The sequence below is a fragment of the Gemmiger formicilis genome, from assembly GCF_018784445.1.
Lineage (GTDB): Bacteria > Bacillota > Clostridia > Oscillospirales > Ruminococcaceae > Gemmiger.
Window position 1 is genome coordinate 129,442 of the sequence record NZ_WQOH01000004.1, and the last position, 24,714, is coordinate 154,155.

Annotated in this window: 22 protein-coding genes; 16 read left to right on the forward strand and 6 right to left on the reverse strand. The window is 56.5% G+C overall.

Annotated elements, in window-relative coordinates; genetic code table 11:
- The first annotated feature begins 4 nt into the window (after positions 1-4).
- The 8 genes from GPK89_RS00860 (at position 5) to GPK89_RS00895 (ending at position 8,438) form a co-directional block, all read left to right on the forward strand.
- Positions 5-847: a class I SAM-dependent methyltransferase gene (locus GPK89_RS00860; protein WP_215690816.1), complete on the forward strand. Its 843-nt coding sequence runs from the start codon at positions 5-7 to the stop codon at positions 845-847.
- Positions 844-1,770, forward strand: coding sequence for a ketopantoate reductase family protein (locus tag GPK89_RS00865; protein ID WP_215690818.1), 927 nt, complete (start codon positions 844-846; stop codon positions 1,768-1,770). The genes GPK89_RS00860 and GPK89_RS00865 overlap by 4 nt, the downstream gene beginning before the upstream one ends.
- On the forward strand, positions 1,767-2,399 hold the full coding sequence (locus GPK89_RS00870) for an L-2-amino-thiazoline-4-carboxylic acid hydrolase (protein ID WP_215690821.1): 633 nt from the start codon (positions 1,767-1,769) through the stop codon (positions 2,397-2,399). The genes GPK89_RS00865 and GPK89_RS00870 overlap by 4 nt, the downstream gene beginning before the upstream one ends.
- Positions 2,400-2,434: 35 nt before the next feature.
- Positions 2,435-2,575 carry a hypothetical protein gene (locus GPK89_RS00875; protein ID WP_215690824.1) on the forward strand — a complete coding sequence of 47 codons (141 nt, stop codon included), beginning with the start codon at positions 2,435-2,437 and terminating at the stop codon, positions 2,573-2,575.
- 113 nt (positions 2,576-2,688) lie between these two features.
- A complete protein-coding gene (locus GPK89_RS00880; protein WP_215690828.1) occupies positions 2,689-5,388 on the forward strand; it encodes an MGH1-like glycoside hydrolase domain-containing protein in 2,700 nt (899 codons plus the stop codon).
- A 544-nt stretch (positions 5,389-5,932) separates the two neighbouring features.
- Positions 5,933-6,076, forward strand: coding sequence for a hypothetical protein (locus GPK89_RS00885; RefSeq protein WP_215690830.1), 144 nt, complete (start codon positions 5,933-5,935; stop codon positions 6,074-6,076).
- 27 nt (positions 6,077-6,103) lie between these two features.
- The gene (locus tag GPK89_RS00890) at positions 6,104-7,681 is read left to right on the forward strand and encodes a recombinase family protein (protein ID WP_215690833.1); all 1,578 of its coding nucleotides are present in this window, start codon (positions 6,104-6,106) and stop codon (positions 7,679-7,681) included.
- Between the two features lie 388 nt (positions 7,682-8,069).
- The gene (locus GPK89_RS00895; RefSeq protein WP_215690836.1) at positions 8,070-8,438 is read left to right on the forward strand and encodes a BlaI/MecI/CopY family transcriptional regulator; all 369 of its coding nucleotides are present in this window, start codon (positions 8,070-8,072) and stop codon (positions 8,436-8,438) included.
- 66 nt (positions 8,439-8,504) lie between these two features.
- Here the strand turns inward: GPK89_RS00895 and GPK89_RS00900 are convergent, their stop codons facing one another.
- On the reverse strand, positions 8,505-9,668 hold the full coding sequence (locus GPK89_RS00900) for an aminotransferase class I/II-fold pyridoxal phosphate-dependent enzyme (protein ID WP_215690840.1): 1,164 nt from the start codon (positions 9,666-9,668) through the stop codon (positions 8,505-8,507).
- 214 nt (positions 9,669-9,882) lie between these two features.
- On the opposite strand from GPK89_RS00900, the gene GPK89_RS00905 reads away from it, so the two are divergent.
- The 8 genes from GPK89_RS00905 to GPK89_RS00940 all read left to right on the forward strand — a co-directional run bounded on the left by GPK89_RS00905 (position 9,883) and on the right by GPK89_RS00940 (position 16,918).
- Entirely contained in the window at positions 9,883-10,377 is a 495-nt protein-coding gene (locus GPK89_RS00905; RefSeq protein WP_215690843.1) for a hypothetical protein, read from the forward strand.
- A 103-nt stretch (positions 10,378-10,480) separates the two neighbouring features.
- On the forward strand, positions 10,481-11,611 hold the full coding sequence (rffA, locus tag GPK89_RS00910; RefSeq protein ID WP_215690847.1) for a dTDP-4-amino-4,6-dideoxygalactose transaminase: 1,131 nt from the start codon (positions 10,481-10,483) through the stop codon (positions 11,609-11,611).
- Positions 11,601-13,091, forward strand: coding sequence for a hypothetical protein (locus tag GPK89_RS00915; RefSeq protein WP_215690850.1), 1,491 nt, complete (start codon positions 11,601-11,603; stop codon positions 13,089-13,091). Before rffA ends, GPK89_RS00915 begins: the two co-directional genes overlap by 11 nt.
- A 115-nt stretch (positions 13,092-13,206) precedes the next feature.
- Positions 13,207-13,746 (forward strand): GNAT family N-acetyltransferase, encoded by a 540-nt coding sequence (locus tag GPK89_RS00920; RefSeq protein WP_215690853.1) that lies wholly within the window; start codon positions 13,207-13,209, stop codon positions 13,744-13,746.
- The gene (locus GPK89_RS00925) at positions 13,743-15,260 is read left to right on the forward strand and encodes a hypothetical protein (RefSeq protein ID WP_215690856.1); all 1,518 of its coding nucleotides are present in this window, start codon (positions 13,743-13,745) and stop codon (positions 15,258-15,260) included. Before GPK89_RS00920 ends, GPK89_RS00925 begins: the two co-directional genes overlap by 4 nt.
- A 16-nt stretch (positions 15,261-15,276) precedes the next feature.
- Complete coding sequence (locus GPK89_RS00930) at positions 15,277-16,218, forward strand: glycosyltransferase family 2 protein (protein ID WP_215690859.1); 942 nt, start codon at positions 15,277-15,279, stop codon at positions 16,216-16,218.
- On the forward strand, positions 16,215-16,574 hold the full coding sequence (locus GPK89_RS00935) for a transporter (RefSeq protein WP_215690862.1): 360 nt from the start codon (positions 16,215-16,217) through the stop codon (positions 16,572-16,574). The genes GPK89_RS00930 and GPK89_RS00935 overlap by 4 nt, the downstream gene beginning before the upstream one ends.
- Positions 16,571-16,918, forward strand: a complete 348-nt coding sequence (locus GPK89_RS00940; RefSeq protein WP_215690864.1) for an EamA family transporter — start codon at positions 16,571-16,573, stop codon at positions 16,916-16,918. Before GPK89_RS00935 ends, GPK89_RS00940 begins: the two co-directional genes overlap by 4 nt.
- A 139-nt stretch (positions 16,919-17,057) precedes the next feature.
- On the opposite strand, the gene GPK89_RS00945 is transcribed toward GPK89_RS00940, so the two are convergent.
- The 5 genes from GPK89_RS00945 to GPK89_RS00965 form a co-directional block, all read right to left on the reverse strand.
- Positions 17,058-17,720 carry a phosphatase PAP2 family protein gene (locus GPK89_RS00945; protein ID WP_252261387.1) on the reverse strand — a complete coding sequence of 221 codons (663 nt, stop codon included), beginning with the start codon at positions 17,718-17,720 and terminating at the stop codon, positions 17,058-17,060.
- 242 nt (positions 17,721-17,962) lie between these two features.
- On the reverse strand, positions 17,963-19,609 hold the full coding sequence (locus GPK89_RS00950) for a CTP synthase (RefSeq protein ID WP_215690866.1): 1,647 nt from the start codon (positions 19,607-19,609) through the stop codon (positions 17,963-17,965).
- Positions 19,610-19,761: 152 nt separating this feature from the next.
- A complete protein-coding gene (locus GPK89_RS00955; protein ID WP_215690868.1) occupies positions 19,762-22,611 on the reverse strand; it encodes an ATP-binding protein in 2,850 nt (949 codons plus the stop codon).
- Positions 22,612-22,694: 83 nt separating this feature from the next.
- The gene (locus GPK89_RS00960; protein ID WP_215690873.1) at positions 22,695-23,039 is read right to left on the reverse strand and encodes an Hpt domain-containing protein; all 345 of its coding nucleotides are present in this window, start codon (positions 23,037-23,039) and stop codon (positions 22,695-22,697) included.
- Positions 23,040-23,119: 80 nt separating this feature from the next.
- Positions 23,120-24,625 (reverse strand): HD domain-containing phosphohydrolase, encoded by a 1,506-nt coding sequence (locus GPK89_RS00965; protein WP_215690876.1) that lies wholly within the window; start codon positions 24,623-24,625, stop codon positions 23,120-23,122.
- Between the last annotated feature and the right edge of the window lie 89 nt (positions 24,626-24,714).

A 24,714-nucleotide genomic window follows, 5' to 3' on the forward strand; every position in this document is an offset into this window, starting at 1 on the left:
TTTTATGAAATACAAAATTGAGAAAAACACCGTGCAGGAAACGTTAATTCTTCCGCTGTATTCCCGGAAGCTGTGCACAGAGCTGTATCCGAACCTTTACCGGGACGAAACAGCGGTGCGCCTGATCGATGAAATCGACTACGACTTTTCAGAGGCAGAGAAAAACTCCCGCAGCCTGATGCAGCGTTTCGGTGCGCTGGAGGTCGCCATGCGGCAGAATGACCTTGCGTGGGAGGTACGGAATTATCTGAAAACCCATCCGAGCGCAGCAGTGGTCAACCTCGGCTGCGGGCTGGATAACACCGGCAGAGCCTGCGACAATGGCAGCTGCAAGATCTACAATCTGGACTTTCCGGATGTGATTGCCCTGCGGCAGCAGCTGCTGCCTGCCGGGGAGCGGGAGCAAAACATCCCCTGCGACCTGAAAGACCCCGCATGGGTTGACAAGATCGATGCCGCCGGCGGGGCGGTGTTCTTTGCCTCCGGGGTGTTCTATTACTTCCTGACGGAGCAGGTCAGGGCGCTGGTGCAGGGGATGGCGAATGCCTTTCCCGGCGGGGTGCTGGTCTTTGATGCCGCCAACCGCACGGCGGTGAAGATGATTGCCAAAACGTGGCTCAGGACGGCGAAAATCAAGGATGTGGGCGCGTATTTCGCGGTTTCCGACGCGGAAAGGGAGCTTTCTCCATGGGACAGCCGTTTGCAAGTATCCAGCAAGGGCTATATGCTGGGGTACAACGATTTGAAAGACCCTTCCGTCAGCGGCTTTTTCCGATTCCTCGCAAAGGTTGGAGACAACGGGATGAAAATGCAGATCGTGAAGATCGGATTTGGAGGCAAGCCATGAAAATTCTGGTATATGGTGCAGGCGTTCTGGGGTGCAATCTGGCAAGAAATCTGCTGCGCGCAGGAAAGGATGTCACTCTGCTTGCGCGGGGAAACTGGGCTGCGGAGATCAAGCAGAACGGCCTGCGGATCAAGGATAAGTTTTCGCCCTGCGTATCAGTCAGCCGTATTCCGGTGGTGACGGAACTTGCATCGGATGCAGTATACGATGTGATCTTTGTGGTCCTGCGCTATACACAGCTGGATTCCGTTCTGGACACGCTGCGGGCGAACCGGACGAAGAACATCGTTTTTGTGGGGAACAATGTGCAGGCGAGGGCGCTGGCGGCGGCGCTGCCGGGGAAGAACGTCCTGTTTGCCTTTGCGCTTTCGGCAGGGCATCGGGAGGTTGACCGGGTGGTCTCCATCGACTTGAAAAAGATCACCATCGGACAGCTGCCGGGTGCAATCTCCAATAAACAGCTGATCGGGCGCATCTTCCACGGCACAAAATATAAGGTTGTTTACGAGCCGAACATGGAGGACTATCTGCTCTGCCATGCCGCGTTTGTGATGCCGGCGGCCTTCGCCTGCTATAAGACAGACGGCGACCTGAAAAAGCTCAGGGGAGATACCGCGTACCTGAACCGTGTGCTGGATGCCAACATCGAGGGATACCGCGCCATCCGAAATGCCGGGCACACCATTCTGCCCAAGGAGGATGCAGACTTTGAAGGGGAAAAGTACCGCAAGACCTGCCTGCGCTTTTTCAAGCTGATGTGTGCCACCTCGCTGGGCAAGCTCTGCGCCTCCGACCACGCCATGAACGCCATCGATGAAATGAGTGCGCTGAACCGGGATCTCAAGAAATTTTTCGATGCGAACGGCGCAGCCTACCCGGTGTGGCAGGCACTGGAAGCGGAAGCCGGGAGGTATCTGCAATGAAATACGATGGAATGCCCTTTGGAATGTGGGCGCTGTTTGCCGGTTCCTTTCAAAAGCAGCTGACCGCTGTGCTGGGCTATGATGCAGCCACCGCAAGAGCTATCACGAAAAAGGCAAAGCCGCAATACCGGCAGATCATTGCTGGTTTGCCGGAGTTTGAAAAAGCGGACCGCTTCAAGATGAACATCGTCAACTGCGCAATGCTCGGCGCGTTCATCCTCTCCATGCCGCAGCGCCCGGAGGTGGACAGGCTGACGGATTACTACGCAAGATCCATGATGACAAAGCCCATGCAGTGGTTCTGCCGTAAGAGCGGAAAAAGCAAGTTTACCGCAAAGGATATCGCTGCCATGAAAGCCACTGCCGCCCTAAAAGCCGCCGACCGCAACCCCTATTCGTGGAATATGGAGTTTTACGAATACCCGGATGGCAGCGGCTACGAGGGACGCTTTACCAAATGCGGCATCTGTGTGCTGATGAAGGAGCTGGGGCTGTACGACCTGACCCCTGCTTTGTGCCATCTGGACTACACCATGAGCGAAGCGGGCGGTGTGACAAATTTTGTGCGGCAGTACACCCTTGCCTCCGGCGGACCCTGCTGCGACTGCGGGTACAAAAAGAAAGGGTAACTGACTCCTTGACCCCGGAGTTGTTTTTTGTTATTATGATCCTGTACAACGGCATGCCCATTGCTGGCTGGATTATCTCCGTAATCGCCATGAAGTTCTACCCGCTTACTGGCAAAAAGATGATTGAGATTGAAGATCAAATCGCTAAACTGCAACTGAAGCAGACAAAAGAATAAAACGTTGGATAAAATCGGCGCACGTATAACGATATTTAGCCAAGTTATGGCGTTATGCTATGCGCCGGTTTCTTCTCCGTCAGCCAAGCCGCCCAAGAAAGGAATGTGGATATATGGATCTTGAGAAGCAAAAACAGATGCCGGTATGGGGACCGTATTCCAAGAAATACATGGGGCTCTCACGTGTGATGAAGGAGAGCGCGATTCCCGGTGCCAGATTTGACCTGGTGATATATCCCACCTATGCCAATAGCTCAGTGCCAGCGCCCAATGTTACGGTGCCGTCCAATTATCATCCCTGGCAGGCGGACCCGGAGGGGCGATATTTCCAATATCGGTATGAGCTGATTTGGAAGGATCAGTTGTATGCGGATGTGGAATTTTTTGAACTGGATGAGGAGACCTGGGGCGTCCGGGTGGAGTATCACAACCACACGGACCGACCGCAAAATTGCCTGCTCAATCTACTTTCAGCCATTGAATACCCACAGATAACTGTCAACACCCCTGTGCTGCCCGAAAAGCATGATTACTGGAAGGCCATCGACTACCAGAACCTGCAATTTGCCAGAAAGAGACCGTGGGACCGACTCAATCCGGATGGATTGAAAAAAGGGGAAGTACAACAGAAAGACTTTGTGGACGGTGTGGGCGTGGGGGAAACCTTCTATGCATTCATGGCTGCCCACCTGAAGCTGAAGGCTTTTGGCGGTGATTCTGATGACACAATCTCATTTCAGCGGGAGATTAAGAATCAGTACCGGAATGGAGTACTGTGTGTGCGTTACCAGACGGTGAATGAGTCCGAGAATGTGGTATTTGCCACTGCATACGGAGACATTACTTTTGAAAAAACAAGCACAACCAGAATAGCCTTCCTGGAATTGGGGCAGCTGGAGCCAGGCGTGTTTCAGTTGGATCTGGTATCCAAAGGTACCAACGGAAATGGAGTGAAGCTGGACTTTTTCTGTATTGTGGAGCGGGAGGATATCCACGAAATAACCGTGACGCAGACAAAGCGAAATGTCATTCCGGATATAGAAGAAACTGGACACACTACAAAATACCGCTATCATTATCACGAGAAAGAGATTGGCCTGACTATTTTCAATCCCCGCGTGCGGAAAAGAACCTTGCATTCCGGCTGCATTGAGGATGCCTTGGTTACAAGAATGAGTAACTCCGACCACACCTATGACGACTTGACCCGAAGCTTCTCCAACTCGTTTCAGCAGAAGCACTCGGATGATGGCTTTTATCACATCAATGTGGTGGAGGCGATCTTCCTTGCGCCTAACACTTCAAAGACAGAGTATTTATATGTCAGCAGCACTGGTGCTCAGTATACTCAGGAACAGCTGGAGAAAAAGCGGCTACTTTATGTGGAACAGCAGCAAAAATGCTGCAACCGGGCGGGAGAGCCCTTTGCCTTTGCTGTTCGGCTGATGAAATCGGCCATATTCTCAAATGTGGTCTACCCGATTTGCAGGCACGGCTGTCAGATTATCCACTACACCCCGGGAAAGCGGTGGGACAGTCTCTATACATGGGATTCCGGAATGATCGGGATTGGTATGCTGGAGTATTCCACGCAAAAAGCGGAATATGTGCTGGATACCTACTTGTCAGAAAAAGACAACCAGGATTTTGCCTTTTTGTTCCACGGATCTATGGTGCCCACACAATTTTATCTGTTCTACGAACTGCTACAGAAGCTGCCGCCAGAGGGCAAAGCCCGGCTCAAGCAGTACTATCCCATGCTCCGGAGGTATTATCAGTTTTTCGCTGGGAAAAGCGAGGGGTCTACAACCGCCCGGTATAAGAGCGGCCTGCTTACTGTGTACGATTACTTCTACAACGCCAGCGGCATGGACGACTATCCGGCCCAGGTGGAACTGCATAAGCAGAAGTTGGAGCATTCTGTGGCTCCCCTTTGCAGCAGCGTACATCTGGTGCGCATCGCAAAATTCATGAAGGCTATTGCGGAGTATTTTGGGTACGAGCAGGATGTCCAGCAATATGCCGATGACGCAAAGCAGGTGGGAGATGCCATTGTCAACCATGCTTGGGACGAGGAAAGCGGATATTTCGGCTATGTGGTACATGACGAAAATCTCTACGCTGCAGGTATTTTGAGAACGGAAACGGGAGAAAACTATAACAAGGGTGTAGACGGCGTTACCCCGCTGATTGCGGGGGTCACAACCCCGGAGCAGACCCAGCGGCTACTTGCACACCTGACAAGTCAGCAAGAGCTGTTTACCCCGGTAGGTATATCTACTGTGGACCAGAGTGCTGGATATTACTATGACAATGGATACTGGAACGGAAGTGTGTGGCTTCCGTATCAGTATTTCCTTTGGAAATCCATGCTGGATTTGGGATATGGGAAATTTGCAGAGAAAATTGCCAAAACAGCCTTGCATGCCTGGAGCCAAGAGACGGATTTCAGCTATAACACCTTTGAACTGATCCAAATTGAAAGTGAGCGAGGAGGATGGTTCCATCAGTTCAGTGGCTTATCCTCTCCACTTGTGGTGTGGTATCATTCATACTATAAGCCGGGTAACGTAACGGTTGGGTTTGACACCTGGCTGGAGGAATGGCACTTTTCTAACGATTATTCCAGCGCTAGAATTCAGTATAAAACCAGTCGAGTGGGAGGCTTACTTCTAGCCGTGATGAATGAGGAATATTCGGACTACTCCGTTACTATTGATGGAGAGCCAGCGCAATTTGCGCAGCGAATCCCAGGCACACTAGAGATTCAGTTGCTTCATTGTCAGGGAGAAGTGATAGTTCAAGCTAAATAAACATAGTATGCTGGAACTTCTGAAATATAGGTAATGACAAACTTGGTCACAATCTATAAAACAGTCATTGATATTAGCCTCTCAAGAAACCCGGCTATACGTCAAGTATGAGCCGGGTTTCTGGCGTAGTGTGCCAGGCATGGGCAACAACTAAGTGGTGAGAGACCACTACGCGCTTGGCAGTAGGAAGTGATATTGACAATATCATGTGGCGGTTACATGGGAGGAAAGTTCTTGTTCCTACTCGGGGAGGTTTTGCAGACGGAGAGTAGGGAGATCCGAAAGCCGCAGTAACAACGAGCTGCAAGAAGCCAGCCGAGGCCATAGTCAACGTCACTTAGTTAAATAGGCAATCCCTCTACACCAACACAGAACTTGGTATAGAGGGATTTTTTTCTAAACACTGTAAGCGCTCAACCACAACCGTCAGACAAAAATAAAGCTGGAGCCAAAATCGGCTCCAGCAAACTTCAATCAATTTCACAACATGGACAGGCAAGAAAATTTGCCCCTTTACATACGATGAACAAAGGAGGTAGAGCGTATGAAACAAACCTTGCCTGTTGTGCACTGCATATATACTGAAGCCGAAAAGAGCCTCGCTGAGTTGCTGGAGGAGTCTTTTCGGCTTTATCTTGTCCGCATCCTTGCGACATCTGAGGAACCCGTTGTACAATGTTTGCGATGAGTGGTCGCTTATTTCAAGGAGGAAACTATGTACTTAGAAATAAGCAACCCTATGGATTACCATGTCGCATTGTACATCCGTTTATCAAAGGAGGATGAGACCGAAGGACCATCCCAAAGTGTAACCAACCAGAAATCCCTGCTCAATGAATTTGTTCAGCAGCATCGCCTTTCCGTTTACGATACCTATGTCGATGATGGTTGGAGCGGTACCAGTTTTGACCGCCCTGACTTTCAGCGCATGATTGAGGATATCGAAGCCAAGAAGGTCAACATGGTTATCACCAAAGACCTATCCCGTCTGGGCCGTGACTATATCATGACCGGTCATTATATGGAGAGATACTTCCCCGAAAAGAGAGTGCGCTACATTTCGTTGTTGGACGGTATTGACACCGGTGTAGAATCCACCGCCAATGACATTACCCCGTTCCGTGCCATTATGAACGATATGTATGCCAAAGACATTTCCAAGAAGATCAAATCCGTCAAGCGGGATAAACAGCGGAAAGGGCAGTTCATTGGCGGCAAGCCCATGTATGGCTATAAGATGCATCCGACGGAGAAAAACAAAATTGTCATCGACGAGGAAGTGGCTCCTGTGGTGCGCAGAATCTTCGCCATGGCATTGGATGGTATGAGCTGCCGCAAGATTGCGACGACTCTCAACGAAGAAGGTGTTCCGACGCCTGCAACTTACTGTGGCTGGAATATGGGACGCAAAGGTCCTTATGCCGGACTTTGGTCCAGCGAACGCATTTCTGAAATGCTGCAGAACGAAACCTACCTGGGCAATATGGTTCAAGGACGAACGGTGAAAATCAGCTACAAGTCCAAGAAATGTCTGAAACAAGATCGGGAAAACTGGGTTGTAGTTGAAAACACCCACGAACCGCTGATTGACAAAGAAACCTTTCAGAAGGTGCGGATGCTGGTCAACAGCCGCAAGCACACCCGAAGCAGAACCTATGACTTCTTATTAAAAGGCTTGATTTTCTGCCATGAGTGCGGTTATCCAATGGCGGTGCTAAATCGTCCGCCGGTATCCGGTGAAGATCGACTGTTTTTCGTGTGTCGAACCTACCAGCGTTTCACCAAAGCAGGTGTCTGTTCCTGCCACTCCATCAAAGAGCAGGTCGTTACCGAAGCGGTTCTGGCTAAAGTCAGAGAAGTCTGTGAAGCCTATCTTGATCCAAATAAGCTTCAGCCAATTGCTGCCGATGCAGTAGAGAAAGCCCGCAAGGCGGAAAACCATGAAGCAGAAATCCAGTCCATTCAGAATAAGATCGACAGTCTGACTGCCAACCTGGATAAGATGTATATGGATCGGCTGACCGGACTTCTTGCCGAAGCGGACTTCGAGCGCATCTATCAGCGAGTGAAGATGGACAGAACTTCTCTGGAAGAGAAGCTGAAAGAGCTGGAATCACAAAAAGAAAGCCCGGTCAGCACAGAAGACCGAGCAAGAGAGCTGGTGCAGCAGTTTTTGGATTCTGCCTACACCAGCCGGGAGCTTCTGGTCAGCCTCATCGAGCGTGTGGAACTGACCGAAAACAAACAAATCATCATCAAATTCCGCTTCCGTGAGTTGGAAGCGATTTCTTAGGGCCAATCGTTTACAATAGGCGCGGCGGAATGTTTCCCGCATTGAAAAACATGCCTTAAAGCACTTGCAGGAGCAGTGGAAGGCAGGGGGCTGAACCACTTAACCGGTAGAGTTGAATTGGAGCGGTTTACAGCAAAAAAACGGAAATGCGGCAAAAGTGTGGCATGGTGCGGCACGGCTTGCCACGCATATGCCACAGTACGCGAAACGTCGAATCTAGGCCCAAAAACTGGAAATCTACAAAAATACAGAGGGAATGTGCGAGACTTGTTAAAATGTTACAATATAGCATAAACTTTTTTGAAGAAATTTCCCAAAAACCATTGACATTTATCTCACGAACCTATACTATTAAAGCATAGATATTTGTTGAGAGAGGTATAGAAACGTGCATCTGACAAAAAGCGAACAACAGATTATGGAAATTTTCTGGCAGGCTGACCACGCCATGGCCCAGACGGAAGTTGTCTCCACCTGTGTTGACCGCAAGTGGAAGGAGCGCTCCATTTTTTCCATGCTGAACAGCCTGATGGAAAAGGGTGTTCTGCGTGAAGTGGGCTTTGTGCGCAGTGGCAAAACGTATGCTCGTACCTTTGAACCGGCTATGACCCATGCAGAGTATTTGGCGTCTGTTGTGGCGGAGCAGCTGCCCGCAAAGCAGCTGCCTGAGCTGCTGGCCGCCCTGATGCAGAAGGTCGAAACGACCCCGGCCATCCAGAAGGAAATGCGTGCAGCCTTGCGGGATAATGCACAGTAATTTTTGATTTGTTCAAAACGAAAAAACACCGTCGACTCGGCTTGGGTCGACGGTGCTTTTGTTTATTTACAGGATTCCGCTTTCCTTGATAGCGTTCACAGCCTCGCCAATCTTTTCCACCGGCATGGTCAGGGCAAAACGCACGTAGCCTTCGCCGCTGGGACCAAAGCTGGAACCCGGCGTGCAGATAACGCCAGCCTTATCGATGAGGGCCAGGCAGAACTCCATACTCGTCTTGTACCCTGCGGGCACCGGTGCCCAGACAAACATACTGCCGTGGCTGTTGGGCACATCCCAGCCGATGCTGCGCAGACCGCCGCACAGGGCGTCGCGGCGGCGCTGGTACTCGCCGCACTGGCGCTGCACGCCGTCCAGCGGGCCGGTCAAAGCCGCGATGGCAACTCTCTGGATGGGCAGGAACATACCAAAATCGATTTGGGTGCGCAGTTTTTTACAGGCGGCGATCACATCGGGGCGCCCGACCAGGAACGAAATGCGCGCGCCGGTCACGTTGAAGCTCTTGCTCAGGGAGAAGAACTCCACCGCGCATTCCTCGGCCCCCGGCGTGTTGAAGATGCTGCCGCCGTGGGCGCCGTCAAAGATGATATCGCTGTACGCGTTGTCATGCACGAGCAAAATATCGTACTTACGGCAGAAAGCGACGATCTCGGCGTAGAGCTCCGGCGTGCCGACGCTGCCCACCGGGTTGGCGGGCAGGCTGACCAGCATGAACTTTGCCTTGCGGGCAACATCCTCGGGGATGGCGGAGACGTCGGGCAAAAAATGGTTTTCCTTCGTCAGTTTATAGTACCACGGCTCGGCACCGCCCAGGCGGGAGCCGGTCATAAAGACAGGGTAGCAGGGGTCGGGCAGCAAAACCAAATCGCCGTCATTGCACAGCGCCAGGCCCAGATGGCCGATGCCGTCCTGGCTGCCGGAAAAGCTCATGACCTTGTCCGGCGTGATGGTGTCCACGTTGAAACGGCGCTGGTAGTAACCGCAGACGGCGTTCAGCATCTCGGGAATATCCCGCAGGCTGTACTTCCAGTTTTCGTTGTCCTGCGCGGCGTCGATGAGCGCCTGCTTCAGGTGGTCGGCGGGAGCAAAATCCGGCGTGCCGACGCTTAAATTGTACAGGTGACGCCCTTCGGCTTCCAGCGCGACCTTTTTATCGTTGAGCGCAGCAAAAATCTCCGGGCCGAACAGTTCCAGACGATGGGAAAACTCCATTCCAAAAACCTCACTTCTCTATGTAGATTTATACACGATTCGCACGTTTCCGTGTATAAACATTCTCATTATACGCCCCGCCGACAAACCTTGCAAGGGATTTATAAAAGAGGTATAATAAATTTGTTATTGCATCCGTGCAGGGACCGTACCTATGCGGCCCCTGCAAAGCGGCGCAGATAAAAGCGTATAATAAACCGTCAGGAGTTCCACCATGGATAAACGCAACAAAACCGCATTAGCTTACCTGCTTATCGGGGTGGCGGCGGCGGGGCGGGCCTTGCTCGCCGTGCCGGAGGCCGCTGCCATTCAGGAAGTTTCCCTCACTGTGCTGGCGCTGGTCGGCTACCTGCTGCTGGCGGGCGAGGCCAAACTGCCCATCGTGTTCGGTGCGGCGGGGCTGGTGCTGGAATTGATTTTAAGCGGCGCACAGAGCGGCGGCGCGTGGGTCTGGCTGGAACCGGCGCTGCGTGCGGTGGACCTGTGGCTGTTCTGGGGCGCGGCGCTGGTGCTGCTGCGGCTGTGCGGCAAGGCGGCCAGCAAAATGCCGCTTGTCGCCGCTGTGCCGCTGGCCGTCTACACCGTGGCGCATTTTCTGCCGTCCGCTGCCACCGTCGCTGCCGTGGCCTTTGTGGCGTTCAGTGTCGTCATGCTTTGGTTCGCCGCCAGCATGATCCGCGCCTACAACGACGCCCGCGTAAAAAAATAAGGCGATTTTCCGCAAATCTGTTCCGCGATAAAGTGACAAATACCGCAAACTGTGTTATACTAAACACGATTATAAAAATTCAGCTGGAAAGAAGGCTTTACTCATGATCCCTTTTAACGTGCCCCCCTGCGTGGGCGATGAACTCGAGTATGTCAAACAGGCGATCGACTCGCACAAGATCTGCGGCGACGGCGCTTTCACCAAACAGTGCAATGCCTGGCTGGAAGAGCGTTTCCACGCCCAGAAGGTGCTGCTGACTACCAGCGGCACCACTGCGCTGGACATGGCCATGCTGCTGTGCGACATCCAGCCCGGCGACGAGGTCATTCTGCCCAGCTTCACCTTCTCCAGCACCGCCACTTCCGCCGTGCTGGCCGGGGCCAAGCTCGTCTTTGTGGATGTGCGCCCCGACACGATGAACATTGACGAGAAGAAAATCGAGCAGGCCATCACCGACAAGACCAAGATTATCGTGGCCGTCCACTACGCCGGTGTTGCCTGCGAGATGGACACCATCATGGACATTGCCCGCCGCCATAACCTCAAGGTCGTCGAGGACGCAGCCCAGGGCGTTATGAGCAGCTACAAGGGCAAGGCGCTGGGCACCATCGGTGATTTCGGCTGCTACTCCTTCCACGAGACGAAAAACTACTCGATGGGTGAGGGCGGTGCGCTGGTCATCAACAATCCTGACTACAACGAGCGCGCGGAGATCCTGCGCGAAAAAGGCACCAACCGCGCCAAGTTCTTCCGCGGCCAGGTGGACAAGTACACCTGGGTCGATTTTGGCGACAGCTACCTGCCCAGCGAGCTGAATGCGGCCTACCTGTGGGCGCAGCTGCTCCACGCCGACGAGATCAACGACAACCGCATGGCGACCTGGAACGCCTACTATGCGGCCTTTAAGCCGCTGGCCGACGCGGGCAAGGTCGAGCTGCCCACCATCCCCGAGGGCTGCGTCCACAACGCGCATATGTTCTACCTCAAGTGCAAGAATCTTGAGGAGCGCACCGCGTTCATCCGCCATTTGAAGGCCAATGACATCCTGGCGGTGTTCCATTATATCCCGCTGCACTCCGCCCCGGCGGGCGAGAAGTTCGGCCGTTTCGACGGCGAGGACGTCTATACCACCGCCGAGAGTGAGCGCCTGGTCCGCCTGCCGATGTACTACGGCCTGACCGACGCCGACCGCGAGAAGGTCATTGCGAAAGTTTTGGAGTTCTATGCACAGTAAACGCCTGCCCGGCTGGGCGCAGGCGGCCTGCACGGCGGCTGCGGCGCTGGTATTTCTGCTGGTGTACGAGTGGGCCGTCTACAAAGTGCCGGTCACGCAGATTTTCCTGCCCACCAGCTCCTGGAGCGACGAGGTCATTTACAGCAAACAGCTGGCCGCCGCTGTGCGGTACGGCGCACCGCAGGGATATTTCGGCTTCAACGAGTCCCACGCCGAAGTGGGCACCTACGCGGCCTGGGGCCCGGCGGTGTTCTTCGTCTACGCGCTGCCCGGGCTGCTGCTGCGCGGGCAAAATGCGTTCCTCTGGTGCAACCTGCTGTTCGTCGCGGCAGGCTGGACGTTTTTCGCCTTGGCCGCGCGGCTGAGCTGGAAACGCCAGGCTGTGTTTGCGCTGGCGCTGGCGGCCATGAACGCACCGATCCGGTATGTGTTCTCCGCCATGCAGGAACCGCTGCACTATGCGCTGGTGCTGGCCGTGTTGGGGTGCGGCATCCTGGCCCGGCGGGACCGGAACCGCGCCGCCTGGGGCGTACTCTGCGCCCTGTGTGCTGTGGCGACCCTTGTGCGCCCTTATGAGGCCGTGCTCTGGCTCTACCCGTTGGCGCTGGCCTGGCGCGACCGCCGCCGCGTCGCGGTTTGCGTTGTGGGCGGGGCTGTGTCGCTGGGCGGCACGCTGGTGTTGATGTCCAAATTTTATGCGCCCTATTTCTTCACAAACGTCGATATGGGCGCTTTGCAGGAGGCCGCCCACGGCCACCTGTTAGAAGCGGCCAAGGATATGGCCCGCAAGCTCATCGGTGCAATGCAGACGGTTTTTGCCGCAATGGCGTCGGATTTTGCAAACCGCACCGGTGGGTATTACCTGTTGCTGTTCGCGCTGCTGGCCGTCGTAGTTGTCTGCCTGGCTGTGGATGCCCGGCGCGGGCGGCCCATCTTCTGGAAGGGCTGCGCCGCTGCCACGGCGGTCATCGTTTTTCTGGCGCTGATGCTGATGTATCGCCCCGGCGAGGGCTCGCGCCACACGCTGGTGCTGGACGTGCTGCTGCTGGCAAGCCTGCTGGTGGAAGATGCCCGCCCGACGGGCGGCACGGCGCTGGCTGCGGCCGCGCTGGCGCTGCTGGGTGTGGTGAACCTGGCCGACGGCTACACGATGCCCCATTACAGCGCCGAGTGGGACGCCGAGGTCCAGCAGGTGGAAACCGTGCTGACCCATTACCGCGCCGACAGCGACGCCCCCTGGGACAACACGGTGGCCTACGCCTTCGGCGACCCGGTACACTGCGGCCTGCTCTACGGCGTGCCCGACGGCATGGGCATCCAGTTTGACGAGGCCGCCTACCTGACCGACCCGAACCACGAAATTTATTCCCGCTATGTGATGACTGCCGCCGACACCCCCACCGCCGCCCGATTGGACGCCGAAGGGTGGCAGGTGATTTATCAGAGTGAGAAGTGCATGATTTATATGCGCACCATGTAGGGGCCGGGTATGTCCGGCCCTTGCGTATAGGGCAGACGGCCGTTTTCCACCGCGCTGCGGGCCGCAGATGTGCAGCCCCTGCATGGCAGCAGAATGTAAAAATAGGTGAGGCTTTATGAACACACCCCAACTTCCCATCCTGGACGGCGCGGCGGTGACGCTGCGGCCCATCACGGATGCCGATACCGATTTGATCGTCAAATGGCGCAACACGCCGTCTGTGGTGCAGAACTTCATCTTCCGCCAGACCTTCACGCCGGAAATGCACCGCAGCTGGCTGGCAACGAAGGTTGCCACCGGCCAGGTCGTGCAGTATATCATTGTGGATAAGGCCGACGGCAAGCCGGTCGGCTCGGTCTATTACCGCGATATCGACCCCCACAACCGCAGCGCCGAGTACGGCATCTTCATCGGCGAGGAGAGTGCCCGCGGCAAGGGTCTGGGCACCGAGACGGCCCGCCTGTTCACCGATTTCGGCTTTGCGGGGCTGCATCTGCACCGTATCAGTCTGCGCGTGCTGGCCGAAAACACCGCCGCCCGCCGCAGCTATGAAAAGGCCGGTTTTGTGCAGGAAGGCATCTTCCGCGATATGGAGCTGCTGGACGGCCAATACCGGGACGTTGTGTTTATGGCCCGCCTGGCGGAGAAGGAATGATGAAAGCAAAACCGATGCAAAAAGTCAAAACGTTTCTCGAAAAGACCCCCAATGCGCTGCTCTGCGTGTTGGGGGCAGTCGTGTTCCTTGCGGGATTTTACTTCCTGACCAGCCGCACCCCGCTGAACAAAATCTGGCTGCCCACCACGATGAACAACGACGAAGTGCTTTATAATCGCCAGGTCGTCAGCGTCATCACCCACGGCGGCCCGCAGGGGTACTTTGGCTACCAGGAGGGCACGGCGGACATTGGCCGCTATGGAACCTGGGGGCCGCTGCTCATCTGGGCCTACGCGCTGCCGGGCTTTCTGTTCGGCAGCAGCGTCAATGTGGTGCTGTGGTGCAACCTGCTGTTTATCACGCTGGGCATTGCGGTGTTTGCCCGCAGCGCTAAGCTGAACTGGTGGCAGTGCATTGTGCTCTGCGCCGGTTTGTTTGCCATTGCCATGCCCATCCGCTCCTGCATCAGCGGCGCGTCGGAGGCCATGCACTATATGCTGGCGTTTCTCATCGTGGGCAGTGCTGCGGCGCTGCACCGCACTGATAAGACCGGCTGGCTCGCCGTCTGCGCAGTGGCCTGCGCGGTGGAAACGATCTTCCGCCCCTACGCGCTGCTGTTCTGGGTGTTCCCGCTGATGGCGGTGTGGCAGAACAAACGGCGCCGCAGCGTCTGCTTTATCACGGCAGCAGCGGGGTTCGGCGTCTCGCTCTTTGCGATGACTAAGCTGGCCGCGCCCTATTTCAGTGACGGCGGCATGGATTTTGACGGCGTGCAGTTGCTGCTGCAGGGCCACCCCATCGCGGCGATTCGCTATGAGTGGACCCGCGCAACGGCCCTGTTGGGCAACGCCTGGCTCTACGATATCTGGCCCACCATCAAGGGCGGCAAGACTTACATCGGCGGCGGCTGCGTCACCTTCCTGGTGGTCGTGCTGGCGGCGGTGGGCTGCCTGCTTTGGGATAAGCGCAAGGGCCGCCCGGTGGTGCTGAAAGCCTGTGCCCTGTTCTGCAGCGCCGCCATTGCGCTGGTACTGCTGACGATGTATAACATCGACCCGCGCCACATGATGCTGCTTGCCATTCTGCTGCTGGGAGCTATTGTTGTGGAGGACGCCGCCCCTGCGGTGGTCTGGCTGCCGATTCTGGTCGTCCTGCTGCTGCCCATGAACTTTGAGCGTGGCAGCCAGCCGGAAATGAATGAGGTCATGGCCGCCCAGATGACTGTGGTCGAGGACGCCCTGGCTGCCGATGTGCAGACCGCCGGTGCCGATCCCTGGGACAACACGCTGGCCTACACCTACGACGACGGCGTGTTCCACGGCTACCTCTACGCCGTGCCGGACGGCATGGGCATTGAATTTGACAAAAACAGCTACCTGTGGGATGCCGAAAACCCGATCTATTCCCGCTATGTCATGTGCGGCCACGGCACCCGCGTGGAGGAACGCCTGATGGCCGAAAACTGGCAGGAGCTTGTCTCCACCGAGGATCTGGTCGTTTATAAGCGCAGTTGAGAGGATGTACACAGCTATGCAGAAAATTTCTTATGTGATTCCCTGCTACCGCTCCCAGCATACGGTGGGCGGCGTGGTGGCGGAAATTGCCGCCACAATGCAGACGATGCCCCAGTATGACTACGAGGTCATCCTCGTCAATGACTGCTCGCCTGATAATACCATTGGCACCATCCGCAGCCTGGTGGCGGCGGACCCCCATGTGCTGGGCGTGGATCTGGCGAAAAACTTCGGCCAGCATGCTGCGTTGATGGCGGGCTTCCACAAGTGCAGCGGTGATATCGTCGTCTGCTTGGACGACGACGGCCAGACCCCTGCCGACGAGGTGGGCAAGCTGCTGGAAAGAATTGACGCGGGCTACGACGTCGTCTACGCCAGCTATGACAGCAAACGCCAGGCGGGCTGGCGCAACTTTGGCAGTTGGGTCAACAGCAAAATGACCGAGATCATGCTGGGCAAGCCGCCGGAGCTGGTGGTCAACAGCTACTTTGCCGCCCGCCGTTTTGTGGTAGACGAGATGCTGCGCTATGAGCACTGCTACCCCTATGTCATCGGGCTGGTGCTGCGCTCCACCAAGCATATCTGCAACGTGCCGGTACACCACCGCGCCCGCGAGGAAGGCCGCAGCGGTTATACCTTAAGCAAACTGCTGAATCTCTGGATGAACGGCTTTACGTCGTTTTCCGTCAAGCCGCTGCGCATTGCCACCTACTTTGGCACACTGTTTGCGGCGGCAGGCTTTTTGTATCTGATCTATATTATCGTCAGCCACTTCACCAGCACAGGCGCACCCATCGGCTGGGCGTCCACCACGGCGCTGCTGCTGCTGCTGGGCGGCATGATTCTGGTCGTGCTGGGCATCATGGGTGAGTACGTCGGCCGCATCTATATGTGTGCCAACGCCGCCCCCCAGTACGTCGAGCGCGAGGTCATCCGGCATGAGGGGGACAACGCATGAAGCAGGCAAAGTGGTTCTTGCTGCTGCATATTATTTTGGGTATCTATGCGGGCAGCAGCGTGTGCAGCAAGCTGGCCGCGCAGCAGCCGTTTTTGAGCGCGGCGTTCATCGTGCTGTACGGCCTGATGCTGCTGGCGCTGGTCGTCTATGCGGTGGGCTGGCAGCAGGTCATCAAGCATCTGCCGCTGACGACCGCCTACGCCAACAAGGCCGTCACCGTCGTGTGGGGGATCCTGCTGGGCCTGGCCGTCTTTGGCGAGGCCGTCACGCCGCGGCAAGTCATCGGCGCGGTCATTATTATCTGCGGCATCGTGCTGTTTGTGCGTGCCGATAACGAAGGGGAGGGCGGCCAATGAACCAGGCACAGCTGCCCTACGTGCTGCTGTATCTGTGCAGCACGTTTTTATCCTCGGTCTCACAGGTGCTTTTGAAAAAGGCCGCCCTGCGGGAGCACAAGTCCGTCCTGGCTGAGTACACCGACTGGCGCGTGATTCTGGGTTACGGCCTGTTTGTGGGCTGCACGCTGCTGACGATGCTGGCCTACAAGGGTGTGCCGCTGAACGTCGGCCCGGTGCTGGAAGCGACCGGGTATATCTACGTCACGATCTTCGGTGTGACGATCTTCCATGAGAAGATGAACCCCAAGAAAATCATTGCGCTGGCGATGATCCTTGTGGGAATATTGGTGTATGCGCTGTAAATAAAAAGGCCCCCTTGTTAAAGGGGGCTGTCCGCGTGAGCGGACTGGGGGATTGCTGCGACCTTGCGGGAGTGTGCACGCTTGCCGTGCCGCCGCAGGAATCCCTTCACCTCCCTTTAACAAGGGAGGCTTTTGTTTTTTATAACCTCTCCGGCAGACGCCTGTGCCCGACGTCCTCGCTCTGCAAGACCGTGGCACCATAGTCCAGCGCCAAGGCCAGCAGCAGGCCGAACACCACGTCAATAACGCTGTGCTGTTTGAGCAGCATCGTGGAAAGCGTGATGGACATACACAGCACCATGGCGGCGGGGCGCATCCAGCGGCGGCGCGGGGCGTCAAAAACCGCACTGCGGTAGTAGGCCAGCATCAGCGTGACCGAGTTGAAGACATGGATGGACGGACAGACGTTCATCGGCGTGTCGCTGCGGTAGATCATCCGCACCAGCTGCGCGAAAATGTCGTTGCCCGGCACAAAATGCGGGCGCAGCGCCAGGCCGTTGGGCACGATGACGTAGAACAAAAGCGCCATCGTCATGCCGGTGAAGAGCGGCACGCACAGCCGCCAAAAATCCTCCCGCGGGGCCTTGTACAGCAGGTAGAACAGCGTGAACGGGATCCACGGGAACCACAAAAGATACGGTACAATGGCATATTTGCAGAAAGGAATCACATCGTCCAACCGGCAGTGGACCCACAGGTCCGGCGTCAGGACGGTGTGTTCCAGCAGCGAGAAAAACGTTAAGTAAAACAAAGCATAGAGCGCCATGAACCAGACCGGATGGCGCGAACACCAGTTACGCATAGATTTACACCCTTTCGATGATGTACCATTATACGCCGCCAGGGACGCATAAAGCAAGCGAAAATCCGCACAAGAAATACGCGGGTTTTTGACAGGATATTGGCGGTTTTTTTGTGTGAGCCTGCTCTATATAACAGTACGAATCGAAGGCAGGGGATATTGCGGGGAAAATGTGAAAGAGTTGTAAATTGATGGGCAGCAAAAAGCCTTCCCCCTCGGGGGAAGGCTCTATTATTACAATTTTATTCCCCCAGCGACATGGGATGGTCGGTTGGGGTGTGCTCGCTCTGGTACTTCAGCGCGGCGGCGATGAAGCCCTTGAACAGCGGGTGGGCGCGGTTCGGGCGGCTCTTGAACTCGGGGTGGAACTGGGCACCCAGGTGGAAGTCACGGCCCGGAATCTCGACAGCCTCGACCAGGCGGCCGTCCGGGCTGGTGCCTGCAATGACCAGGCCCTTTTCCTCAAACTCGGCGCGGAACTCGTTGTTGAACTCATAGCGGTGGCGATGGCGCTCGTCGATGTTCAGTGTGCCGTAGCACTCGGCCATCCTCGTGCCCGGGGTGATGGTGCAGGGGTACTTGCCCAGGCGCATCGTGCCGCCCTTCGTCTCGACACCCTGCTGATCCGGCATCAGGTCAATGACGTTATGATGGCCCTCGGGCGTAAACTCGCTGGAATTGGCGTCGGCGTAGCCCAGCACATTGCGGGCGTACTCCATGACCATGATCTGCATACCCAGGCAGATGCCAAAGTAGGGAACATGGTTCTCCCGCGCGTACTGGGCAGCCTGGATCATGCCCTCAATGCCGCGGTCGCCGAAGCCGCCCGGCACGATGATACCGTCGGCGTCGCCCAGTTCCTCGGCGCAGCAGTTCTGGTCCACCAGGTGCTCACTGTCCACCCACTTGATATTGACCTTGCTCTCGTTCTCAAAACCTGCATGGTACAGGCTCTCCATGACGCTCAGGTAGGCGTCGTGCAGCTTGACATACTTGCCCACCAGCGCGATGGTGCAGGTTTTGCTGCGGGTCGCAATGCGGCTGATAAGCTCTTTCCACTCGGTCAGGTCGGTGGGCGGGGTCTGCAAGTGCAGCTGACGGGCCACTACGTTGGTCAGGCCGGCGGTTTCCAGCATCAGCGGGCACTCGTACAGGCTCGGCATCGTCAGGTTCTCAATGACGCAGTCGGGGCGCACGTTGCAGAACATACTGATCTTGCGCTTGATGTCGTTGCCCACAGGGCCGTCGGCGCGCAGGACGATGATGTTCGGCGCGATGCCCATGCCCTGCAGCTCCTTGCAGGAATGCTGGGCCGGTTTGGATTTGTACTCGTCGGAGCCGGAAATGTAGGGTACCAGCACGACATGGATGTAGCAGCAGTTCTCGGGGCCCTGCTCCAGGCCGACCTGGCGGATGGCCTCCAGGAAGGGCTGGCTCTCGATATCGCCGGTGGTACCGCCGATCTCGGTGATAACGACATCGGCCTCGGTGCTCTTGGCCAGGTTATAAATGTAGCTCTTGATCTCGTTGGTGATGTGGGGGATGATCTGCACGGTCTGGCCCAGGTAGGCGCCCTGCCGCTCCTTGTTCAGGACGTTCCAGTAGACTTTGCCGGTGGTCAGGTTGGAGTATTTGTTCAGGTTTTCATCGATAAAACGCTCATAATGGCCCAAGTCCAGGTCGGTCTCGGTGCCGTCGTCCGTCACGAACACCTCGCCGTGCTGCAAGGGGCTCATCGTGCCGGGGTCCACATTGATGTAGGGATCCAGCTTCTGGCTGGCCACCTTCAGCCCGCGGGTCTTGAGCAGACGGCCCAGGCTGGCCGCTGTGATGCCCTTGCCTAAGCCCGACACAACGCCGCCGGTCACAAAAATATACTTCGTTGCCATAATTCACCCTCCATGTTCGGGGGCACACAAAAGCACCCGCCATACCACAAAAACTATCCTTCCTATTATACATCCGAAAAAATAGTTTTTGCAATATGGCGGGCACATTTTCTTAATCTAATTTGAAAAAAGCGGGTTCTACTTTAGATTCTTCAGCAAATCGAGCGGGCGCGGTTCGCGTACTTCAAAATTTCGGCCATCAGGATCTTCATGTCCAGCGGCTTACCTACGTGGCTGTTCATGCCCGCATCCAAGCAGGCCTTTACATCGTCGGCAAAGACGTTGGCCGTCATGGCAATGATAGGCGTGCCCTCGTCGGGGCCTTTGCCCTCAAACGCGCGGATGCAGCGGGTAGCTTCCAAACCGTTCATCTCAGGCATCATCACGTCCATCAGAATCGCGTTGTAGGTGCGGGGCGCGGCGTTCTGGATGGCCTCCAGCGCCTCCTTGCCGTTGGTCACAGCGGTGATCTTCGCGCCCTGTTCCTCCAACAGCGTCACGGCGATCTCAGCGTTCAGCTCATTGTCCTCGGCCAGCAGCAGGTGCAGGCCCTTCAAATCAGGCGCACGCTTTTCCTCCATCGGGTCAGAGGCGTTGGCAGGGCACTCGCCCACCGGCAGCGACAGCCGTAAAATAAAGGTCGAGCCCTTCCCAGGTTCACTCTCCACATCCAGCGAGCCATGCATCTGGTCAACGAGTTTTTTCGTGATAGCCATGCCCAGGCCGGTGCCCTTGTAGGTCGTGCGGCTCGTGCGCTGTTCCTGGGTGAACGGCTCAAAGATGTGCTGCATGAACTCCTCGCTCATGCCGATGCCGTTGTCCTTGATCTCCATGCGCAGGTGGACAAGGCCTTCCTCAAACAGCGTCTCCTTGGCGCGGAAGTTGATCTCGCCGCCGTCGGGCGTGTACTTGACGGCGTTGGACAGAATGTTGATGAGCACCTGGCGGATGTGCAGCTCACTGCCCACCAGGTAGGGATGCCAGAACGGGCCGATCTGCTTTGTGAACGTTATGTTTCGCTCGGTGATCTGCCCTTCCAAAATGCCGCAGCAGGAATCCAGCAGCACCCGCAAATCAAACGGGGTGTTGAGCATCTGCATACTGCCGGACTCGATTTTGGACATATCCAGCACGTCGTTCACCAGCGAGAGCAGGTGGGACGCCGCGCCGCGCATCTTGGCTATGCAGTCCTTGACACGTGCTTTATCGTCAAAATTTTCCTCGGCAATGTCCAGCATACCCATAATGCCGTTGATGGGCGTGCGGATATCGTGGGACATATTCGACAAAAATTCCGTCTTGGCAGCACTGGCTTCCTCGGCCTTGTGCAGGGCCTTCTCGGCCTCGGCGCGGAAACGGCGGCTGCGCAACACCAGCCTGATGCAGACGATCGCGGCGACAACGCACAGGTAGGTCAGTACAATGACCGGCGGATACTGGTACGCCAAGCGCACCAGCGAGAATTTCTGCGTGCCCAGGTTGATATATTTGTTGGTGATGGAGACGACCTCGGCGTGGGTCAGGCTGTTTACGCTCTTGTTCAGCACACTGCGCAGCAGCACGTCGTAATCGCGGTCGACGCCGATGCAAAAACTGCGCCGCTCGTCGCTGAGCATCGACCGCAGCTCGTTCTTTTTGTCGTCAAAGACGGTCCGCTCGGCCTGGTAGGTATACGTGTAGTAGGCGTCAATTTCGCCGCTGTGCAGCGCCGCCAGGCAGTCATCGAAGGAATCCATGTACTCGACGGTGGCGCAGTCGTCCAGGCCGGGCAGCTCCAGCGCGTCGGTGTTGAAGTTGTAGGCCACGGCCACCCTGCGCAGGTCTCCGTCGTGGCTGCGCAGCAACACCCAGGAAAACTCCGCCGAGAGGTAGCTGTCCGTCAGTTTGTAGCCGCAATCCTCGGCGGTGGAAAAATCGCTGGTCAAATCAATGACAAAATCCGCCGCGCGGTCATTGAGAATCTGCTTGTACTCGGTGCGGTCAGCCGGTGTCAAGAACTTGTAGTGCAGCCGGGCGCGGCCCGCCACGAGCTTAAAGAGGTCTACCATGATGCCGGTCAGCTTGCCGTCCTTGTCCAGATAGGAGTAGGGGTAGCGGTCCGGGTTGGCCAGCACGGTGAACTCCTTGCCCGCTGCATTGTGGGCCGTGATGTAGTTTTCCTCAGCAGCGGTCAGGTAGAGCTTGTTGCTGGTGTGGATGTTCTTATTGTACTTGTCAAACAGGGTCGTGCGCCAGGTGGGGTCGTCGCGGTCCATACGGATCAACGCGTCGTTGACAAGCCGCAGGGTCGAAGCATCGCCTTTGCGCACGGCAATGTAGACGTCCTCATTGTCAAAGGTGTCGATGACCCATTCGTTGGAGGTCTGGCGCATCCGGTTGGAGACTGCCGCCGTGATGGTGCCGCTGCGCAGTGCGGCGGAAAGTTCCTCATCGGTGTCAAAATAGACCGGCGTGTAGGTAAAGCCGTTTCTCTCAGCGTAGGCCTTGAAACTCTCGTTGCGGCCGTTGCCGCTGCGGCTCATACCGACGACCATGCCGTCAAACGTATCATAGTTGCCCGCCACGATGCTGCGGTTGCCGGCCTTGACGGTCAGCATTGTGGCTACATTGGAGATCGGCTCGCTGGAAAAGTCGAAGCGCTCGGCGCGCTCGTCGGTCTTGCGCAGCGTGGGCAGCAGGTCAATCTCGCCGCGCTCCAGCATATCGGCGGCCTCGTTGGCATCACAGTCGTAAGCCAGATACTCAAACTGTACATTCTCATGCTGGGCAATGCGCTGCAGTACCTCGTAGGAATAGCCGCTGCTGTGGCCGTCCTCGTCCATGACATGGTAGCCCGTGTAGGCGTAAAAGCCTACGCGCAGGGTGCGCCGGGGCGTGTCATCGCTGCCCGCCGCGCTGGTAGGCATGGCAAAGCCCAGCAGCGCGGCCAACAGCATACTGGTAAGCAGCAGGCAGCAGACCGTGCGCCGCAGAGCGGGGAAGTTCTCCTTTTTATTATACATGGCAGGGGCACTCCGGTTTCCTGTGCAGCGGCAGAGACGCCGCACATAGTATTCTGCAGGGCCGACCTGCAAGGGGAGGGGCTTTACAGTTCGCGGATTGCCGCCAGCACTTCCTCGTGGGCAGCAAGGACGGGCGGCCAAAGGCTCTCATCTTCCAGCGGCTTGGGGCCGCGCACGGCGTCGCACAGGGCTGCGGCAGCCTTGTACAGGCGGTCCATCCCTAAGTTCTGGGCCACGCCCTTCAGTGTGTGGCTGGCGCGGAAAGCCAGCTCCCAATCCTGGGCGGCCAGCGCGTCCTTCAGCTGGGCAAAGCTGGGGTCGCCGGGGTATTTCAGGATAAACTTCTTCACAAGGGCCTCGCTGGGCAGACGGCTCAGGGTGGCATTGTAATCGCCGCCGACGCGGGCATAAAATTCCTGTAACGTCATATCATTTCTGCCTTTCTCATTTTCACTTTTATTCTTCAGCGGTAAATTCCGCGGTGACACAGGTGTTGCGCTGCCCCTTGTTACACGGGGTTGGCCTGGCCAACCGCGCCGATGTAAAGGGGCGGTATCTCATCGCTCCACAGGGCGCAGAGCGACACATGATGCCAGCGCAGCTCGCCGTCAATGGGCAGCAGCATCGAAAGCTCGGCGTGGGGGCGGTCCACTGTCGTGGCCCGCAGCGCGGTACGGATACGATCAATATCCGCGATGGCAAAGCTGGATTGATCGGCTTCGTCCGGCAGATGCAGCTCTTCCGGCACCTGCATATGCTCCACCGCCCAGGGCGAGAACCGCACCAGGCCGGTGGCCTCGTTGTAATCAAACTGCACACAGCGGGCGTTTTCGGCAAAGAAATTCGCCTTGGTGCGCAGCACGGACAGCGTGCGCAGGATGTGATCCTGCCCGGGCAGCGATTTCTCGTGCAGCAGCACCTCCGAGATATGCTGTGCCTCGGCCAGGTAGTTGCGGCGGCTTCCGCCGGAGGAGGCCAGGCTCAGCTCGGCGTGCAGCCGCGCACCCGCATCCGTCAGGCATTCCAGCAGCAGCGGGTTGAACTGCCCGCACTCGCCGTTCAAAATCATCTCCATGGCCTTGTCATGGCCAAAGGCTTTTTTGTAGCAGCGCTCGCTCGTCAGGGCGTCGTAGACGTCGGCCATTGCCACGACCTGCGCGGCAATGGGAATATCCTCACCCTTCAGGCCGTCAGGGTAGCCGCGGCCGTCCCAGCGCTCGTGATGCCAGCGGCAGATGGCGTAGGCTGTCTTGACCAGCGGCGACTCCTGCTGGAAGGGAAGCTTGTCGAGAATTTCCGCACCGGTGGTGGTGTGGGTCTTCATCGTGTCAAACTCTTCCTTCGTCAGTTTGCCGGGCTTGTTCAGAATCGACGCTGGGATGTTGATCTTGCCGATGTCGTGCAGCGCCGACGCCGTGCTGATCAGCGAGATATCGGCGGCGTTCAGATTGTATTTGTCGTTTTTCCGGACCAGTGTGCGCAGCAGGATGTCGGTCGCCGTCTGGATGTGCAGCACGTGCAGGCCGCTCTCGCCGTTGCGGAACTCGACGATATGGCTGAGAATGTTGATCATCGTCGAGCTGCTCTTTTCTTTTTCGTAGACCTGCTCGGCCACCAGCCGCACCAGGCGCTTCTGCTTGGCGTAAAGCATCAGGGTGTTGATGACGCGGCGGCGCACAACGGCCATATCAAACGGGCGGCTGATGTAGTCAGTCGCGCCCAGATCGTAGGCACGCTCCACATAGCTGGATGCGTTCTCGGCCGAGATCATAATGACCGGGATATCGTCGATCCAGTGATATTTATTCATCATGGCCAACACGTCAAAGCCGTCCATTTCGGGCATCATGATATCCAGCAGCAGGTCAATGTCGACGTTGGTCTGCATGATGGAAACTGCCTGGCAGCCGTTCTCGGCTTCAAGGATTTCGTAACCGTCGCCCAGCATCTCCGTCAGGATAGCGCGGTTCATTGCGGAATCGTCCGCTATCAGGATCTTTTCTTTTTCGCTCATGGTCCCTTTACCTATACATAAGACCGGAGAAAACGCCCGAAAAAGCACATTCTCCCATACATTAACTATTATAATATAACACAAATGCC